The sequence below is a fragment of the uncultured Mediterranea sp. genome (genome assembly GCF_902493215.1).
In the GTDB taxonomy this organism is placed as follows: Bacteria; Bacteroidota; Bacteroidia; order Bacteroidales; family Bacteroidaceae; genus Bacteroides.
Map to the genome: position 1 here is coordinate 37,448 of NZ_CABUOL010000005.1, position 18,347 is coordinate 55,794.

Sequence of the window (18,347 nt, forward strand, 5' to 3'; positions counted from 1 at the left end):
AAACGAATGACGACGTGAGCAAGACAAAACGCAATTATCTGATACAAACAGCTATGCTGACCTTGCTGTTGGGAGTGGCAGGAGGATGGATTTACTTCAAAATAAATCCGCATCACTATTTTGACGGATATCCGCTGATACCATGCTACTTCTTCCTGTTCGGGTGGCTGATGATCAACATAGTGGAGTGGAGCCGGAAAAAAATGCCCGGCAAATTGCTGCAGATTTATATGTTGCTCCGCGTAATGCGGATGCTCGCTTCGTTCATCCTGATGGTACTTTATTGCGTGATAGTCCGTGAGGAAGCGCAATCCTTCCTGCTGACATTCATTGCCAACTATCTGATATATTTAACGTATGACTCCTGGTTCTTCTTTACATTCGAAGTAAACAAGAAGTCGCAAAAAGAACACAGAAAATGAAACGATTGTGTAAAATATGGACTGGATTATGCGTCATGGCAGTACTCCTGACGGTATGTTCTGTCCCCGCATCGGCCGCCGATTCTTCTACGGGACAAGCGGAAGAAGAAAAAGTGGACATCAAGGAGATTGTATTCGGACATATCGGAGATGCATACGAATGGCACATCACCTCATGGGGAGACACTCACCTCACCATTCCCCTGCCGGTCATCGTCTACAGCCGGACAAGCGGATGGCACGTCTTTTCGTCGGCCCGCCTGGAAGAGAACGGAGGAAGTTACGAAGGACTGTCCATCGCTCCGGCAGGCAGCCCCTACGAAGGCAAGCTGGTTGAGCATGACAGCGCCGGCAACGAAATCCGGCCTTTTGACCTTTCGATCACGAAAGTGGTACTTGCCCTGCTGATCAACAGCCTGTTGCTGGTAGCCATCATTCTCGGAGTGGCCCGGTGGTACAAGAGACACCCCAAAGAAGGTGCTGCCCCCGGCGGCTTTGTCGGCCTGATGGAGATGCTCATCATGATGGTCCATGATGATATCATCAAAAGCTGTGTAGGTCCCAATTACAAGAAATTTGCCCCCTACCTGCTGACGGCCTTCTTCTTCATCTTCATCAACAACCTGATGGGACTGGTGCCTTTCTTTCCCGGAGGTGCCAATGTAACAGGAAACATTGCTGTGACGATGGTATTGGCATTCTGCACTTTCCTGGCCGTCAACCTGTTCGGCACCAAAACATATTGGAAAGACATTTTCTGGCCCGATGTGCCCTGGTGGCTGAAGGTGCCTGTCCCCATGATGCCTTTCATCGAATTCTTCGGAATCCTGACCAAGCCTTTCGCCCTGATGATCCGTCTGTTTGCCAATATGCTGGCTGGCCATGTGGCAATGCTGGTACTGACCGGACTGATTTTCATCTCGGCCAGCATGGGTCCTGCACTGAACGGCACACTGACGGTAACCTCTGTCCTGTTCAACCTGTTCATGAATGCGCTCGAACTGCTGGTGGCCTTTATACAGGCCTATGTATTCACCATGCTTTCGGCTGTATTCATCGGTTTGGCCCAGGAAGACCATTCCCATAAAGAAGAAAACAAATTGGAAGAAAAACAATTGATAAAATAACCCTTTAAAATTTAGAAAGTTATGTTACTATCTGTATTATTGCAAGCTGCTGCGGCAGGTATTGGAGTTACAAAATTGGGAGCCGCCCTGGGTGCCGGCCTCGCTGTGATTGGTGCCGGTGTAGGTATCGGTAGAATCGGTGGTTCGGCTATGGAAGCCATCGCCCGCCAGCCGGAAGCCGCAGGCGATATCCGTATGAGTATGATTATCGCTGCAGCCCTGATCGAAGGTGTGGCCCTGCTGGCTGTAGTCGTATGTCTGTTGGTATTCCTCATCTGATTTTGTAAAACCTATCAATCTGCATCGGGCATCACCGCCCTGCGTGACAGGATGCCCGTACAGATTGTCAAATAACGAAAGAATTATGTCATTGTTATTACCCGACAGTGGTCTGCTGTTCTGGATGGTCCTTTCCTTCGGCATCGTCTTTGCCATTCTGGCCAAGTATGGTTTTCCCATCATCACCCGGATGGTGGAAGAGCGGAAAGCCTACATCGACCAGTCGATGAAGGTTGCCCGGGAAGCCAACGCCCAACTTGCCCGCCTGAAAGAGGAAAGCGACGCCTTGGTAGCTTCGGCCAGCAAAGAACAGGGACGCATCTTGCGGGAGGCGATGCAGGAACGTGACAAGATAATCGCCGACGCGCGCAAGCAGGCCGAAATGGCAGCGCAAAAGGAGCTGGACGAAGTACGGATGCAGATCCAACAGGAAAAGGAAGAGGCTATCCGTGACATCCGCCGGCAAGTGGCTGTTCTATCTGTAGACATTGCCGAAAAGGTGCTTCGGAAGAATCTGGACGAGAAGCACGAACAGATGGACATGATAGAGCGCATGCTTGACGAGATGCTGTCCGCACCCAAAAAGAACTAAGAAGATAAATCAAAAATAAGATGGATATAGGAATTGTTTCCATGCGATATGCAAAAGCATTGATCGACTATGCCTACAACAGTGGCAAGGAAGATGTGATGTACAGAGAATTCAGCACACTGGCCCGAAGCTTCGAGAAACATCCCGAACTGCGAGCCGCTCTGCTGAACCCCATTCTCTCTGCAGATGACAAGTTCAAGCTTGTCTGTACGGCAGCAACCGGCGAACAACCGGCCAGCGACGAATTCAAGCGCTCTGTCGCCTTGATACAGAAAAACAGGCGTGAAGGGCTCCTGCAATACATCAGCCTGTCGTTCCAGACACTGTATCGCAGAAAGAAGCATATCGGTACCGCCAAACTGACAACCGCCATACCGGTCAGCCAGGAAGTGGAGGAACGCATCCGCCAGACCGCCTCTTCCCTTCTGCACGCACACATGGAACTGCAGACAGAAGTCAATCCTGAGATTGAAGGTGGATTTGTCTTCGACATCAACGATTATCGGCTGGACGCCAGCATAGCTACCCAGCTCAAGAAAGTGAAACAGCAGTTCATAGACAAGAACCGGCGAATCGTATAACCTTTCCCTGTTCGGACTGAGGGACTGCAGGTTTCGGAGTTTGTAAATAAAGTAATCTGTAAAATAGCAAAACAAATGTTGTCTGAAAATATAAAAGTAAGCGAAGTATCCGACGTCTTGCGCAAACAGCTCGAAGGCATTGATACCCGCGTCCAGCTGGACGAAATCGGTACGGTGCTTCAGGTAAGCGACGGTGTGGCCCGCATCTACGGACTGCACAACGCCGAAGCCAATGAGCTGCTTGAGTTTGACAACGGCATCAAAGCCATCGTAATGAACCTGGAAGAAGACAATGTAGGTGCCGTGCTACTGGGACCTACCGACAAAATCAAGGAAGGGTTCACCGTGAAGCGTACCAAGCGCATCGCTTCCATTATGGTGGGCGAAGGTATGCTGGGGCGTGTCATCGACCCGCTGGGCGTACCACTCGACGGCAAAGGTCTGATAGGCGGCGAGCTCTGTGAAATGCCGCTGGAGCGCAAAGCCCCCGGCGTCATCTTCAGGCAGCCGGTCAACCAACCGTTGCAGACGGGCCTGAAGGCAGTAGACGCCATGATTCCTATCGGCCGCGGACAACGTGAGCTGATTATCGGCGACCGCCAGACAGGAAAAACAGCTATTGCCATCGATACCATCATCAACCAGCGGGCCAACTACGAAGCGGGCGATCCCGTGTACTGTATCTACGTAGCCATCGGTCAGAAAGGTTCTACCGTTGCCACCATCGTCAATACCCTGCGCCAGTATGGTGCCATGGACTATACCATCGTCGTGGCCGCAACGGCCGGCGATCCTGCCGCCCTGCAATACTACGCACCGTTTGCCGGTGCAGCCATCGGCGAATACTTCCGCGATACCGGCCGTCATGCGCTGGTCGTTTACGACGACTTGTCCAAACAGGCCGTGGCCTATCGTGAGGTATCCTTGATTCTGCGCCGTCCTTCCGGACGTGAAGCCTATCCGGGCGATATCTTCTACCTGCACTCCCGCCTGCTGGAGCGTGCCGCCAAGATTATCAACCAGCCCGAAGTGGCTGCCCAGATGAACGACCTGCCCGACAGCCTGAAGGGAAAAGTCAAAGGCGGCGGTTCGCTGACAGCCCTGCCCATCATCGAGACACAGGCCGGCGACGTTTCGGCGTATATCCCGACCAACGTTATCTCCATTACCGACGGCCAGATATTCCTTGACAGCAACCTCTTCAACCAGGGCAACCGCCCCGCCATCGATGTGGGTATCTCGGTAAGCCGTGTGGGCGGTAATGCCCAGATCAAGGCCATGAAGAAGGTGGCCGGTACGCTGAAGATAGACCAGGCCCAATACCGCGAACTGGAAGCTTTCTCCAAATTCAGCGGCGATATGGACCCCGTTACGGCGCTCACCATCGACAAAGGACAGAAGAACACGCGGCTCCTCGTACAGCCCCAGTACAGCCCGATGCCGGTCGAAAAGCAGGTTGCCATCCTCTACTGCGGCACACACGGACTGCTGAAAAACGTTCCGCTGGCCAAAGTGAGCGACTTTGAACGCAGTTTCCTCGATTCACTCGAAATGAGCCACCGGGAAGACGTGCTCGATGTGCTCAAGAAAGGTGTCATCGACGACGATGTATGCAGGAAATTGGAGGAGACAGCCGAAATGGTAGCCCGTCAATTCTCATAAACAGACGGATTTCGGGTTATATCCGTACAGACCGGTACAGGTCTTGCGGTTATAACCCGGAATCCCCGATATATCATTCATAATCATTCAGAAATGGCTTCACTCAAAGAGGTAAAAAATAGAATCAATTCTGTAAAAAGTACCCGTCAGATCACTTCGGCCATGAAGATGGTGGCTTCTGCAAAGCTTCACAAGGCGCAGGGACAGATTGAAAACATGTATCCCTACCAGCAGAAACTGAACGAAATCCTGACGAACTTTTTGGGAACCGACATTACAGTGGAATCTCCCTATACCGAAGTACGCCCCGTAACGAAAGTTGCCGTCGTCGTCTTTTCGTCCAACAGTTCGCTGTGCGGTGCCTTCAACTCCAACGTGGTGAAAATGCTCGAACATACGCTGGAAGAATACAGCACGCTCGGCAAAGAAAACATTCTCCTCTACCCGGTGGGCAAAAAAGTGGAAGAAGCCGTCAGAAAACTGGGATATACCCCGCAAGGCAGTTATCAGGATATGGCCGACAAACCGTCCTATACCGAGGCTTACCAGCTGGCCGAACAGCTGATGGCACTGTATGCCGGGAAGGCTGTAGACCGCGTCGTACTGATTTACCACCACTTCAAGTCCATGGGATCGCAGGTGCTGACAAAGGAAAACTACCTTCCCCTCGATCTGGAACAAATGGCCATGCAGGTGGCCATGCACCCCGACAAGAAGGAAATGGCTTCCTACAACAATGACTACATTGTCGAACCGTCGGTCGGCGAACTGATAGCCGAACTGCTTCCCAAGGTGCTGTGCCAAAAGGTGTTCACCGTATTGCAGGATTCCAATGCATCCGAACATGCCGCCCGAATGCTGGCCATGCAGGCTGCGACAGACAATGCCAATGAACTGATTCAGGACCTGACACTGCAATACAACAAGAGCCGACAGCAGGCCATCACAAACGAACTGCTCGATATTATCGGCGGTAGCCTGAGGTAAAAAAATACTAATAATCCCCGAAAGGCAGGCTATTTACAGGAAAATAGCTTATCTTTGCCGCCATAGTAATCTGAAAAAGTGTAGAAAACATGAAGAGAGCATTTTTGTATATGTTATTTGCCGTGTTGGGCATGGGATATGCCATGGCACAGGCTGAAATCAAGTTCGACAAGACCACGGCCAACCTGGGTACATTCCCCGAGGAGAAACCGGTAGTAAGCTGTGTCTTCACATTCACCAACATCGGCGACGCTCCGCTGGTCATCCACCAGGCTGTAGCTTCCTGTGGTTGCACCGTTCCCGAATATACCCAGGAGCCTGTGCTTCCCGGCAAGAAGGGTACCATCAAGGTGACCTATAACGGTACCGGCAAATATCCCGGCCACTTCAAGAAGTCCATAACAGTGCGTACCAATGCCAAAACCGAGCTGATGCGCCTGTTTATCGAAGGAGACATGACGCCGAAAGCCGAAAAATAAAGGAACGACATACAACATCATAACCGAAGAGGTTGTCTTATAATAGAGAAGTACTAATACAATGTCATTCTGAACGTAGTGAAGAATCTTGAAAACAGTTGTTTGTGTATTGAGATCCTTCACTTTGTTCAGGATGACATTGTGTTTTGATAATACCCTTCTATTTTGAGACAACTTTTTTCTTTTTATCAGAATGCTCCCCGAAAATCTCTTTACCGCACAGCCTGCATCTGCCGCACCGCATTTATAGCACTGATTATTTTGACACCTCCCGTTTTTTTGCTTTCTTTGACCTCACAAAAAACAAGGAGTATATGGCCTATTCATTTAATCAAAAAACAATATCAAACATTCTACTATGAAACAGGAAGAAGAACAAGTGACCGGTTTGCCGGAAAACGCATTCCGCGAACTGAAACCGGGCGAAACGTACAACCCGCTGATGAGTCCGGACAAGAAGTATCCCGAAGTAAACGTATGGTCGGTGTCGTGGGGCATCTGCATGGCTGTCCTCTTTTCGGCCGCAGCTGCCTATCTGGGCCTGAAGGTGGGCCAGGTGTTCGAAGCCGCCATCCCCATCGCCATCATTGCCGTCGGCGTCTCGAGTGCCGCCAAGCGCAAGCATGCCCTGGGCGAGAACGTCATCATCCAGTCCATCGGCGCCAGCTCGGGCGTCATCGTAGCCGGTGCCATCTTCACTCTCCCTGCCCTCTACATTCTGCAGGAAAGCTATCCCGAGGAAGTGACCGTGACCTTTGCCCAGGTATTCATCAGCTCCCTGCTGGGTGGCGTGCTGGGCATCCTGTTCCTCATCCCCTTCCGCAAATACTTTGTCAGCGACATGCACGGCAAGTATCCCTTCCCCGAAGCGACGGCCACCACGCAGGTGCTCGTGTCGGGCGAGAAGGGCGGCAACCAGGCCAAGCCGCTGCTGGCAGCCGGCCTGATAGGCGGTCTGTATGACTTCATCGTGGCCACCTTCGGCTGGTGGAACGAGAACTTCACCACCCGCTTCTGCTCGTGGGGCGAGATGCTGGCCGAGAAGACCAAGCTGGTGTTCAAGGTGAACGTGGGCGCCGCCGTGCTGGGTCTGGGCTACATCGTCGGCCTGAAGTATGCCGCCATCATCTGTTTCGGCTCGCTGGCCGTGTGGTGGCTCATCATCCCCGGCATGTCCATCTTCTGGGGCGACGCCGTGCTGAACCAGTGGAATCCTGAAATCACCCAGACCGTGGGCCAGATGTCAGCCGAACAGATATTCACCTACTACGCCAAGAGCATCGGTATCGGCGGTATTGCCATGGCGGGCATCATCGGCATCATCAAGTCGTGGGGCATCATCAAGAGCGCCGTCGGTCTGGCTGCCAAGGAAATGGGCGGCAAGTCGAAGGCCGAAGCCAACGTCATCCGCACGCAGCGCGACCTCTCGATGAAGTTCATCGCCATCGGTTCACTCATCACGCTGGTGCTGGTGTTCCTCTTCTTCTACTTCGACGTGATGCAGGGCAACCTGCTGCACACCGTCGTAGCCATCCTGCTCGTGGCAGGCATCGCCTTCCTCTTCACCACCGTAGCAGCCAATGCCATTGCCATCGTGGGTACGAACCCCGTATCGGGCATGACGCTGATGACGCTCATCCTGGCTTCGGTAGTTATGGTAGCCGTCGGCCTGAAAGGCCCGGGCGGCATGGTGGCTGCACTGGTGATGGGCGGCGTGGTCTGCACGGCCCTGTCGATGGCAGGCGGCTTCATCACCGACCTCAAGATAGGCTACTGGCTGGGAACGACTCCCGTGAAGCAGGAGGCCTGGAAGTTCCTGGGCACCATCGTATCGGCAGCCACGGTAGGCGGTGTGATGATTATCCTGAACAAGACTTACGGCTTCACCAGCGGCCAGCTGGCTGCCCCGCAGGCCAACGCCATGGCAGCTGTCATCGAACCGCTGATGAACGGTGTGGCCGCTCCCTGGCTGCTCTACGGCATCGGTGCCGTGCTGGCCATCGTGCTCACCCTGCTCAAGGTGCCCGCACTGGCCTTCGCCCTGGGTATGTTCATCCCGCTCGAACTGAACATTCCGCTGCTCGTGGGCGGTGCCATCAACTGGTACGTGACAACCCGCAGCAAGGATGCCAAGGTCAATGCCGAACGCGGCGAGAAAGGCACGCTGCTGGCTTCGGGCTTCATCGCCGGCGGTGCACTGATGGGTGTAGTCAGCGCAGGCATGCGCTTCGGCGGTATCAACCTGGTCAACGATGGCTGGATTGCCAATCCGTGGTCGCAGATTGTGGCACTCGTGGCCTATGCCGTCCTGATATTCTACTTCATCAAGGCATCCATGAAAACCAAATAGTGAAACAGCCATGAAGACAATCATTTTCTCTGTCTTATTATCTGTAGCAACCATGTTATCAGCTCAAAATACAATGGAACTTCCGCTCTGGCCCGCCGGAGCACCCAACAGCAACGGCCTGAGCGGAGCGGAAGAAATGCTGGACGGCGGCAGGGTGTCTCATGTGAGCACTCCCTCCGTCACCGTCTACAAAGCCGAAAAGCCCAACGGCATGGCCATCATCATGTGTCCCGGAGGCGGCTATGCTCTTCTGGCCATGAATCACGAAGGCCACGACATGGCTCCCTGGCTCAACGCACAAGGCATCACTTACATCGTATTGAAGTACCGCATGCCCAACGGCCACTACGAAGTGCCGCTGAGCGACGCCGAACAGGCCATCCGCCTCGTGCGCCGGCATGCCAAGGAATGGAACATCCGTCCGGACCGCATCGGCATCATGGGCGCTTCGGCCGGAGGCCATCTGGCAGCCTCGCTGGCCACGCTCTACAGCAGCGAGGAGACGCGCCCCGACTTCCAGATACTGCTCTATCCTGTCATCTCCATGCAGACGGGCGTGACGCATGGCGGTTCGCGCCAGAACCTGCTGGGCAAAGAGCCATCGCAGGAACTGACGGAAAAGTTTACACTGGAGAAACAAGTAAACGAACGCACCCCGCAGGCCTTCCTTGTGCTCTCGGCCGACGACCGCTCGGTTCCGCCCGCCAACGGCATTCACTATTTCGAAGCCCTGCTCCAGCACCAGGTGCCGGCCACGCTGCACGTCTACCCTACGGGCGGCCACGGTTGGGGCTTCCGCGACGCCTTCCCCTACAAGCGCCAGTGGACGGGCGAACTGGAGAAATGGCTGCGTGAAGGACTTAAATTCGACTGACAATGAAATCGGCTATCCGCATACTGCTGCTCATGGCAGCCCTGCTACCCCTGACAGCCGGCGCCCAGGCGCCCGGCTGTCAGTCTGTTTTGGACCATGCCCTCACCTACCTGGGCAAGCCCTATGTGGCCCACACATTGGAAGTGAACGACGAAGAACAGCTGGTGGTCAACCTGGAAGAAGTGGACTGCACCACGTTCGTGGAATACGTGCTGGCGCAGTCGCTGGCCGACACCCGCGGCGGGAAGATGGAAGACTACCTGAAGCGCATCCGCTACCGTGACGGACGCATTGACGGCTACACCTCGCGCCTGCACTACATTGCCGAATGGATAGAGAGCGGCGTGCAGAACGGCTTCATCGAGGACGTCACAGCCCGGTGCAGCCCCGACACCATGCTCCTGCAACTCTCTTTCATGTCCACCCATCCCGACGCCTACCGCCACCTGAAGCAGTCGCCCGAGAATGTAGAAAAGATGAAAGCGGTCGAGAAAAAGCTTTTCGGCCGATTCGTCCACTACCTGCCCAAGGAGAAAATCACCGACGAAGGCCCTGCCTGGATTAAGGACGGCGACATCTTCTGCATCACCACCGGCATCGCCGGACTGGACGTGGTTCACCTCGGCTTTGCCTGCCATCGCGACGGGCAACTGAAGCTGCTCCACGCCTCTTCCAGCCGCAAGCAGGTAGTCCTGTCCGAAGGGTCGTTCGCCCAAATGTTCCCACTGAACAAAAGCTGGACGGGCGTACGGGTACTTCGGATGACACCCCATGAAAAGTAAGAGGCCTTCATCTTATACTATATTTGTAAAATAAAACAACCAAATATCAGCATAAATGTCACCCGTTGTGTACTCTCGACACAACAATCCCTCTCTGGAAGGTTTCAAACATAGAGGGGGTATGTTTGAAACATTCGACCCCTATGTTTGAAACATACCCCCTTTAGGGTTGAAACCATCCTTCACCGCACAAAAAACGGGCCCGTCAGGCCCGTTTTTATTTTGTAAGCTTATATTATCATCAGAACGGCACTGGTCCGTCCGTTCCTACTCCACCGAACGGATTGAAGTCCGCCTCGGTGGGCGGCGGAGGTGTGGACGGGCTGCCTATCGGCGCATTCATGCGCGAGCCGAAGGTAGCGCCGCCGCCATCGCTGGGAGGCGGAATGACGAGGTCGTCCTCGGGATTCTGGAAGCGGGTGTACTGCCCGATGAACTTCAGGCGCACGTCACCCACCGCACCGTTACGGTGCTTGGCGATGATGATTTCGGCCATGCCGCGCAGGTCGGTACCATCGGCCGAGGTATAAATCTTGTAGTATTCGGGACGGTGGATGAAGCAGACCATATCGGCATCCTGCTCGATGGCACCGGACTCACGCAGGTCACTCAGCTGCGGACGCTTGCCCTCCTCGCCTTCGCGGTTCTCTACACCACGGTTCAACTGCGACAGGGCGATGATGGGGATGTTCAGCTCCTTGGCCAGTCCCTTGAGCGAACGCGAGATGGTGCTCACCTCTTCCTGACGGCTGCCGAAGGACATGCCGCTGGCGTTCATCAGCTGCAGGTAGTCGATGATGATGAGCTTCACGCCATGTTCGCGCACCAGTCGGCGGGCCTTGGTACGCAGTTCGAAGACGGAGAGCGAAGGCGTGTCGTCCACGTAGAGCGGGGCGTCTATCAGGTCGCGCAGCTTGTAGTCCAGCTGCTGCCACTCGTAGTCGGCCAGCTGACCGCTCTTGATCTTCTCGCTCGGTATCTCGCAGACGTTCGATATCAGACGGTTCACCAGCTGCACGTTGCTCATTTCGAGCGAGAACAGGGCCACGGGGTTGTGATAGTTCACGGCAATGTTCTTGGCCATGGACAGCACGAAGGCCGTCTTACCCATGGCCGGACGGGCAGCGATGATGATGAGGTCGGAGTTCTGCCAGCCCGAGGTCATCTTGTCCAGCTTCGTGAAGCCGCTCTCCAGTCCGCTCAGACCGTCGGTACGCGCGGCTGCCTTCTGTATCAGCTGGTAGGCCTCGGAGATGACGGGGTTGATCTGCGTGTAGTCCTTCTTCATGTTCTGCTGCGAGATTTCGAAGAGCTTTCCTTCGGCCTCCTGCATCAGGTCGTCCACGTCGAGCGTCTCGTCGAACGCCTTCGTCTGTATGTTGCTGGTAAAGGTGATGAGCTCGCGCGCCAGCGCCTTCTGCGCGATGATGCGGGCGTGATACTCGATGTGGGCCGACGAAGCCACCTTGCTACTGAGCTGTGCCAGGTAGAAGGGGCCGCCCACCTCTTCCAGTTCGCCCCGCTTGGAGAGCTGTTCCTTCACGGTGAGGATGTCCACCGGCTTCTGGTTGACGGCCAGGTCGGTGATGGCGGCGTAGATGAGCTGATGGCGGTGTTCGTAGAACGACTCCGGCCTCAGAATCTCGCTTACCAGCGAATAGGCATCCTTCTCTATCATCAGTGCGCCCAGTACGGCCTCCTCCAGTTCGGGAGCCTGGGGCTGAATGCGTCCGTAGTCGGTCACCGGCTGCGGCGTCTTGCTGCGCGACGTGCGTATGTTTCGTTTCTGTTCTGCCACGGTCTTGAAATATAGCGGTTTAATATTCGTTACCTCTCCCATCGGCGGGAAAGGGAAAACAAAGATAGTGTAAACTGAGCGCACTACAAAAAGATAGGCTTGCTTATTTTTTTGCAACGCTGAAGTGCGGTCCGACAGCCCCTCCCTCCATCCACTGCTTTTTGTGAAACGATTTTGCGGCGATTCGGCGGTTTATTGCTACATTTGTACACGCAACATCTTAATAAGAAACAAATATGATAACCTTTCCGAACGCCAAAATAAACCTGGGGCTGAACATCACGGAGAAACGCCCCGACGGATACCACAACCTGGAAACCATCTTCTATCCCATCCCGCTGGAGGATGCGCTGGAAGTCTGCCCCCGCGAGGAAGGTGAGGGCAAGTATTCGCTCTCGCAGAGCGGGCTGGCCATCGAAGGAGACCCAGACAAGAATCTGGTGGTGAAAGCCTACAAGCTGCTGGACGAAGCCTGTGGCCTGCCCCCCGCAGACATCTATCTGTACAAGCACATTCCTTCGGGCGCCGGACTGGGGGGCGGTTCGGCCGACGCGGCTTTCATGCTGAAGCTGCTGAATGACACTTACAATCTGAAACTGACGGACGACCAGCTGGAGGAATATGCTGCACGGCTGGGAGCGGACTGTGCATTCTTCGTCCGCAACCGCCCCACGTATGCCGAGGGAATCGGGAATATCTTCTCGCCCGTAGAACTCTCGCTGGCGGGCTGGCAGCTGTTGCTGGTAAAGCCGGATATATTTGTTTCCACCCGCGATGCCTTCGCCCGCATCTGTCCACGCCGTCCGCAACGCAATCTGAAGGACATCATCGGCCAGCCGGTAGAAAGCTGGAAGGACTGCATGGTGAACGACTTCGAAGAAAGTGTGTTCCCGCAATTCCCAGCCATCGGCGACATCAAGACAGAACTCTATCGTCGAGGGGCTGTCTATGCTTCGATGAGCGGTTCGGGCTCGTCGGTCTATGGGCTGTTCGCTCCCGGCACATCCCTACCCGATGCCGACTTCGGCACAGGCAGCCAGGTGTTCCGCCTGACGCTGAAGTGAAATAAAAAAGATGGCACGCAGATGACACTGATAAGAACGGATTTTCACAGACTTATTATATAATCTGCGGTCATCTGTCAAATCTGCGTCATCTGCGTGCCAATCAGTCGGCAGGCAGATATCTCCTTATTAATATACCTCTACCTTGGCAGCCAGCGCCTTCGTCTTGTCGCGCAAGGCATCGAGATCACTGCCCAGCGGTGCATAGCAGAGCACAACTCCCATACGGCGGTTGACGCGTGTGGTAGGCTTTCCGAAGATACGCAGGTAGGTATCCTCGGCTTCGGTCACAACCTCCATGCCGCGATAGTTGGGACGCTCCTGGCTGGCAATGGGCGAAAGGATGACCGCACTGGCTCCCATACGCTCCTGCTTGATGTTGGGTATGGGCAATCCCAGAACCGCACGCAGGTGCAGTTCGAATTCGTTCAGATTCTGTGTTCCGGCCAGTGTCACCATGCCCGTGTCGTGCGGACGGGGCGAAAGCTCGGAGAAGTAAACACCGTTCTCGTGGCTCAGGAAGAACTCCACACCCCACAGACCGGCACCGGTCAGGGCACGTGTCACCTTCTCGGCCATCTCCTGCGCCTCCTTCAGATGAGCGGGGTCAATGTAGGCCGGCTGGATGCTCTCGCGGTAGTCTCCCCCCTTCTGCACATGACCGATGGGCGGGCAGAACAGCGTAGGACCGTTCTTCTGCGTAACGGTCAGCAGGGTAATCTCGCTGTCGAACTTGATGAATTCCTCGATGATGAGTTCCTTGATATCGCCACGGCTTCCGTTGCAACCATATTCCCAGGCATGTTCCAGCTCGTCGGCGCTCTTCACCAACGATTGTCCCTTACCGGAAGATGACATCAACGGCTTCACCACGCAGGGGAAACCGATCTTGGCTGCGGCTTCCTTCAGCTCGTCGAGCGACTTGGCATAGAAATACTTCGCCGTCTTCAGACCCAGTTCCTTGGCAGCCAGGTCGCGGATGGCCTTGCGGTTCATTGTGAAGTTCACCGCCCGTGCACTGGGGACTACCTGAATACCTTCTTTTTCGAAATCATAAAGACGTTCGGTACGGATGGCTTCAATTTCAGGCACGATGATATCCGGCTGGTGTTTGCGTACTACACGTTCCAGCGCATCACCGTCGAGCATGCTGAACACTTCGCACTCGTCTGCCACCTGCATGGCAGGAGCTCCGGCATACGAATCGCAGGCAATGATGTATTGCCCCTTACGCTGGGCAGCAATGACGAATTCCTTCCCCAGCTCACCGGAACCCAATAACAAAATTTTCTTCATTGTAATATCTGTCTTCTATAAATTATATAACTCCCACAAAATTACTGATGCTGTTCCCTCAACAGGTCGTTGACAGTCTTCACAGGATTGAAGGTACTCAACGGCACTTCCACAAATACCGTGTTCCAGTCGCTCATCGCACCATTCCACAAGCCGGGCAGTTCGAGCGCCTTCAGTTCCTTACCGTTCTTCGACTTACAGGATATGAAACCTGTAGCCTTGTCTACATAGTTCACCAGATTAAATTTATGCCCTTTGTAGTCGCGTACGGCACAGACAAGGTCAACCGGATTGAAGTGGGTGCCCTTCTCGAACATTTCCTTTTTCGCAGGGTCTTTCATGTCTATCTGCGAACTTTCCAGAATTTGCAGGGAAATCGTTCCGTCACTGTTATAGGCCAGGAACGGTCCGCCCCCCGGTTCACCTACATTCTTCACCATACCGCATACGCGCATCGGACGGTTCAGTTTCTTTTTCAAATAGATGGCCAGCTCGGAGTCTTCGAGATTCTTGACTTCAGGATTCTTGCAATGAAGGTCCTTCTGCAGGAACTGGAGGATTTCCAGCACCTGGTCATGCGTATACTTCCCGGTATCCAGCAATTGCAGGTAAGCAAAAACTTTCTGTTGCAGGGCTACCAATACACCGGCTATCAGCTTCTTGTACAAGACGGTATCTCCCTTCAGCTTGTCGGGTACCACGTTGTCGATGTTCTTGATGAAAATGATATCGGCATCCAGATCATTCAGGTTCTCGATAAGGGCACCATGACCACCCGGACGGAAAAGAAGTTTGCCATTGTCACGGAACGGCTTGTTGTCCATATCGGCAGCAATGGTATCCGTACTGGCTTTCTGTTCGGAAAAGCTGACATTGTAGTCCACTCCATATTTCTTGGCATAAGCAGCCGCCTTCTCGTCGACCAGTGCCTTGAACAGAGCGCGGTGTTCGGGCGATACGGTAAAGTGTACATTTACCTTGCCGTTCTTGTTGGCTGCATAGAGTGCGCCTTCCACGAGATGTTCTTCTACCGGCGTGCGACTACCGTCTTCGTACTTATGGAACTTCAGCAAACCTTTGGGCAGAGCACCATAATTCAAGCCGGCTGCTTCCAGCAGAGCTGACACGACTGCCTTATAACTGCCCTCTCCAATGAGTGCGGCAATATTCTTACCTGTCGTCTTCAGGCATGCCTCGTCCAAATCGGCATAAAAGGCAAACTTGTCAATCTTTTCAAAGAAAGTTTTCTCAAAAGACGTCTGTGGTGCATCATAATCAGCTCCCAGAAACTCGAACAGATTCTTGAACATGCGGCTCGCAGCTCCCGAAGCGGGAACAAACTTAACCACAACCTTGTCGGTCTGCATATAGGCATCCCACGCATCCAGATACTTTTTCTGCACATCGGCAGCAGGCGCCATAATACCATTCTCTACGGAAGCAGCTGCATGCAACTTCAAATAAGGGAAGCCTTTTTCAAAACATGCCAGCTGTTCGGCAATTTGTTGTTCGGAAATACCTTTTTTGGCAAGCATTTCCTTGTCTTGTGGTGTCATCATAATATCTATAGTATTATAAAATTAGTTTTCACATCTCTATTTTTAATGCCCAAAAATACAAAAAAACTGCAAGAGGAATAAGAAAAAGAAGAAAAATATGCACACGAAAACCTTCAGGCCTGACAATCTGTCCAAACAGTGTCTTTCAATCCCTGAACAGAGAAAGCAAATCTCTGTCAGAAAGGATAACCCACAGCAAAATGGAAAGCGAAATCCCGACTGAAATCCGGATGGATGATGGGGTAACGGTTTTTGCCGCTCTCATAAACCGGATTGATGGCTTTCATACCTCCATCGAAACGAAGTACAAAGAAATCGAGGTCCAGACGCAATCCCAGTCCATAGGCCACAGCAATCTGCTTGTAAAAACGATTGAACTTGAACTGTCCTCCGGGTTGGCTCTCATAGTCACGCAAAGTCCAGATGTTACCGGCATCAATAAAGACGGCTCCACGGAATTTCCAGAACAGACGGGTGCGATACTCCACACTCGCATCCAGCTTGATATCTCCAGACTGGTTCAGGAAGTTGTTGGCATCGCCCTGATAGGAACCGGGGCCCAGTTCGCGGACCGACCACCCACGGACACTGTTGGCACCTCCCGAGAAATAGCGTTTTTCGAAGGGCACTACACTGGCATTGCCATAGGGCACGGCAATACCTCCACCGACATGAAAAGCCAGTGAGTTGCGATGGTCTATCACGATATTTTTGGCATAATCGAAATCTCCCTTTACATATTGGGCGAACGGAATATTCAGCAGGGTATATTCACCGGCTTCGTTTTTCTTCATCCCGGTCAGCTTGGCCAGGCCGTATAGAATGTTACCAGCCGACTCTACGTTGACACGGATGGAGTAAGAATTTCCAATCAGGGTGTTGTTGGTCAGGGCCTGCCCTGCGCTGTTATAGGTATAGGTATAGCCCGTACGCACAATGAAGCGGTCTTCATAGTTGTATGCCAAAATTTCATTCCCCTCCTTATCAAGATAAGTTTCTTTAAAAGTCGGATCAATCCAGGGCATATACAGATAATTGATGTCCAGCAGGTCAATGCGATGCTGTGAACGCTGCCGCTGAATGCCCCATCGGTAACTCCAGCTACCCGAAGCGACAATACGGGTAAACTCGGGACGCATCTGATAATTGTATTGCAGACCAAACTCAGTAGTAGCCCTGATCCTCCGTCTGAAGTCATTGTCCAGGAAAAGAAACATGAACCGCGGAAAGTTCAAAGTCGCTTCAGCACCCAGTTCCGTATAGTTTTCCTGACTGTATCCGCTATTCAACGGAGAAATGGCTTCGTATGCACCACGCAAACGTAAAGTCAGGGCTTCCGAACCTTTGAACAAATTGCGATGCTGGAAAGATACGGCAGCCGCAGCACCCAAATCGCCAGCCGAGTTGGTTCCTTCCAGCTCGAAAGATACAGACTGATGCTTGCTCTTGGTCAACATGACGTATGCACTCAGGCTCGCACTGTCGGGATGGGTCTCAAAAAAACGGATATTGGTATATTTCAAGGCTTGCAGACGTCCGAAACTGGAGTAAGTGTTTTGTACCTGCTGCTCGTTATACAAGCTGCCGCGAACAATGCGCAGATTATTCATCAGAACTTTGGGACGCAGATAAAGCCGGTCTTTGTAATAGATAGGGAAACCATTGTAATGCAACGAGTCGTTCACATCGATATTATTCAGAGCCGAAGACTGCAAGACGTTATAGTCTGTAATAAAGCCTATTTTATCTACAGTATATTGCCGATGCTGTTCCTCCCGTCCCCGCTGCCTGAACAGCGACAGATGAAGGGTCAAATCGACCAAATACGTATTCTTCACCGTATCGGCCGTATAGGACAAATAGTCCTTGTTGAACTTGTAATATCCGTTTTCCAGAAGCAAGTCCGTAATGCGCTGCCGTTCCGCATCCAGCCGGTTGACATCCAACACCATTCCCTCGGACAGCAATGTCCGGGCGGAGTCTTTCTGCATATAGCCCCAGATCAGGGTATCAGGAATGTCATAACGGATATCACGTACAATATAAGGTTTGCCCGTATGTACCTTATACACCAATTTCATCTTTTTTTTCTTCACGTAGCGAAGGGGCTCGACTGTAGCACCCAGATACCCCATATTCCGCACGGCCTTGGTCATCTCATCGCGGGTGTGGGAAGTTTCCTCCTCCTGATAGATGACCGGTGCATCGCCCAACTTGCGCAACAAGCGGTTGATCCAACGGGTTGAATCAGCTCCCGACCAGTTGTAGACATACAGCTGTGTCTTGAAAAGACTGAACCATTTGGAATTAGGTCCCTGACGTACATAGAGGGAAAGGTCGGAAGGTTTCACATCCTTATTGTCTGTCTGTATCTTCACGTCGTCCAACAAGTAAGAGCCGTCGGGGACGTACTTGGTCGAAGAACAAGACGCCACCAACAACAGGACGAGGGCAAACAATATGCTGTAAAGACCTTTCTTCATATCGGGATGTGC

At 53.1% G+C, this 18,347-nt stretch carries 16 protein-coding genes; 12 read left to right on the top strand and 4 right to left on the bottom strand.

Translation table 11 applies throughout. The features are described 5' to 3' along the window. Positions 1-14 precede the first annotated feature (14 nt). From RDO88_RS04465 to RDO88_RS04515, 11 genes are all read left to right on the top strand, one after another. Complete coding sequence (locus tag RDO88_RS04465; protein ID WP_307758235.1) at positions 15-422, top strand: hypothetical protein; 408 nt, start codon at positions 15-17, stop codon at positions 420-422. Next, complete coding sequence (atpB, locus tag RDO88_RS04470) at positions 419-1,549, top strand: F0F1 ATP synthase subunit A (protein WP_307758236.1); 1,131 nt, start codon at positions 419-421, stop codon at positions 1,547-1,549. The genes RDO88_RS04465 and atpB overlap by 4 nt, the downstream gene beginning before the upstream one ends. A gap of 21 nt (positions 1,550-1,570) precedes the next feature. After that, positions 1,571-1,828, top strand: a complete 258-nt coding sequence (gene atpE, locus RDO88_RS04475; protein WP_307758237.1) for an ATP synthase F0 subunit C — start codon at positions 1,571-1,573, stop codon at positions 1,826-1,828. An 85-nt stretch (positions 1,829-1,913) separates the two neighbouring features. Beyond that, entirely contained in the window at positions 1,914-2,420 is a 507-nt protein-coding gene (atpF, locus tag RDO88_RS04480; RefSeq protein ID WP_307758238.1) for a F0F1 ATP synthase subunit B, read from the top strand. A 20-nt stretch (positions 2,421-2,440) separates the two neighbouring features. Further along, positions 2,441-3,001, top strand: a complete 561-nt coding sequence (locus tag RDO88_RS04485; protein ID WP_307758239.1) for a F0F1 ATP synthase subunit delta — start codon at positions 2,441-2,443, stop codon at positions 2,999-3,001. Between the two features lie 78 nt (positions 3,002-3,079). Next, complete coding sequence (atpA, locus tag RDO88_RS04490) at positions 3,080-4,663, top strand: F0F1 ATP synthase subunit alpha (RefSeq protein WP_307758345.1); 1,584 nt, start codon at positions 3,080-3,082, stop codon at positions 4,661-4,663. A 93-nt stretch (positions 4,664-4,756) separates the two neighbouring features. Further along, complete coding sequence (locus RDO88_RS04495; RefSeq protein ID WP_307758240.1) at positions 4,757-5,650, top strand: F0F1 ATP synthase subunit gamma; 894 nt, start codon at positions 4,757-4,759, stop codon at positions 5,648-5,650. A gap of 89 nt (positions 5,651-5,739) precedes the next feature. Next, entirely contained in the window at positions 5,740-6,129 is a 390-nt protein-coding gene (locus RDO88_RS04500) for a DUF1573 domain-containing protein (protein WP_307758241.1), read from the top strand. Between the two features lie 358 nt (positions 6,130-6,487). Then, positions 6,488-8,479 carry an OPT family oligopeptide transporter gene (locus RDO88_RS04505; RefSeq protein ID WP_307758242.1) on the top strand — a complete coding sequence of 664 codons (1,992 nt, stop codon included), beginning with the start codon at positions 6,488-6,490 and terminating at the stop codon, positions 8,477-8,479. Positions 8,480-8,489: 10 nt separating this feature from the next. Continuing rightward, positions 8,490-9,353, top strand: a complete 864-nt coding sequence (locus RDO88_RS04510) for an alpha/beta hydrolase fold domain-containing protein (protein ID WP_307758243.1) — start codon at positions 8,490-8,492, stop codon at positions 9,351-9,353. A gap of 2 nt (positions 9,354-9,355) precedes the next feature. Then, on the top strand, positions 9,356-10,135 hold the full coding sequence (locus RDO88_RS04515) for an N-acetylmuramoyl-L-alanine amidase-like domain-containing protein (RefSeq protein WP_307758244.1): 780 nt from the start codon (positions 9,356-9,358) through the stop codon (positions 10,133-10,135). Between the two features lie 241 nt (positions 10,136-10,376). Here RDO88_RS04515 and dnaB read toward each other — a convergent pair whose 3' ends face one another. Further along, complete coding sequence (gene dnaB / locus RDO88_RS04520) at positions 10,377-11,933, bottom strand: replicative DNA helicase (RefSeq protein ID WP_307758245.1); 1,557 nt, start codon at positions 11,931-11,933, stop codon at positions 10,377-10,379. Between the two features lie 236 nt (positions 11,934-12,169). On the opposite strand from dnaB, the gene ispE reads away from it, so the two are divergent. Beyond that, positions 12,170-12,997 carry a 4-(cytidine 5'-diphospho)-2-C-methyl-D-erythritol kinase gene (gene ispE / locus RDO88_RS04525; RefSeq protein WP_307758246.1) on the top strand — a complete coding sequence of 276 codons (828 nt, stop codon included), beginning with the start codon at positions 12,170-12,172 and terminating at the stop codon, positions 12,995-12,997. 129 nt (positions 12,998-13,126) lie between these two features. On the opposite strand, the gene purT is transcribed toward ispE, so the two are convergent. From purT to RDO88_RS04540, 3 genes are all read right to left on the bottom strand, one after another. Beyond that, the gene (purT, locus tag RDO88_RS04530; protein ID WP_307758247.1) at positions 13,127-14,293 is read right to left on the bottom strand and encodes a formate-dependent phosphoribosylglycinamide formyltransferase; all 1,167 of its coding nucleotides are present in this window, start codon (positions 14,291-14,293) and stop codon (positions 13,127-13,129) included. A gap of 41 nt (positions 14,294-14,334) precedes the next feature. Further along, complete coding sequence (locus tag RDO88_RS04535) at positions 14,335-15,852, bottom strand: DUF4301 family protein (protein WP_307758248.1); 1,518 nt, start codon at positions 15,850-15,852, stop codon at positions 14,335-14,337. A gap of 176 nt (positions 15,853-16,028) precedes the next feature. Further along, complete coding sequence (locus tag RDO88_RS04540) at positions 16,029-18,335, bottom strand: BamA/TamA family outer membrane protein (protein WP_307758249.1); 2,307 nt, start codon at positions 18,333-18,335, stop codon at positions 16,029-16,031. Between the last annotated feature and the right edge of the window lie 12 nt (positions 18,336-18,347).

Excerpts from the sequence above, each read along its gene's own strand:
- atpB (WP_307758236.1), top strand. The coding sequence starts at position 419 with ATGAAACGATTGTGTAAAATATGGACTGGATTATGCGTCATGGCAGTA.
- atpE (WP_307758237.1), top strand. The coding sequence starts at position 1,571 with ATGTTACTATCTGTATTATTGCAAGCTGCTGCGGCAGGTATTGGAGTT.
- atpF (WP_307758238.1), top strand. The coding sequence starts at position 1,914 with ATGTCATTGTTATTACCCGACAGTGGTCTGCTGTTCTGGATGGTCCTT.
- RDO88_RS04485 (WP_307758239.1), top strand. The coding sequence starts at position 2,441 with ATGGATATAGGAATTGTTTCCATGCGATATGCAAAAGCATTGATCGAC.
- RDO88_RS04495 (WP_307758240.1), top strand. The coding sequence starts at position 4,757 with ATGGCTTCACTCAAAGAGGTAAAAAATAGAATCAATTCTGTAAAAAGT.
- RDO88_RS04500 (WP_307758241.1), top strand. The coding sequence starts at position 5,740 with ATGAAGAGAGCATTTTTGTATATGTTATTTGCCGTGTTGGGCATGGGA.
- RDO88_RS04505 (WP_307758242.1), top strand. The coding sequence starts at position 6,488 with ATGAAACAGGAAGAAGAACAAGTGACCGGTTTGCCGGAAAACGCATTC.
- RDO88_RS04510 (WP_307758243.1), top strand. The coding sequence starts at position 8,490 with ATGAAGACAATCATTTTCTCTGTCTTATTATCTGTAGCAACCATGTTA.
- RDO88_RS04515 (WP_307758244.1), top strand. The coding sequence starts at position 9,356 with ATGAAATCGGCTATCCGCATACTGCTGCTCATGGCAGCCCTGCTACCC.
- ispE (WP_307758246.1), top strand. The coding sequence starts at position 12,170 with ATGATAACCTTTCCGAACGCCAAAATAAACCTGGGGCTGAACATCACG.
- purT (WP_307758247.1), bottom strand. The coding sequence starts at position 14,293 with ATGAAGAAAATTTTGTTATTGGGTTCCGGTGAGCTGGGGAAGGAATTC.
- RDO88_RS04535 (WP_307758248.1), bottom strand. The coding sequence starts at position 15,852 with ATGATGACACCACAAGACAAGGAAATGCTTGCCAAAAAAGGTATTTCC.
- RDO88_RS04540 (WP_307758249.1), bottom strand. The coding sequence starts at position 18,335 with ATGAAGAAAGGTCTTTACAGCATATTGTTTGCCCTCGTCCTGTTGTTG.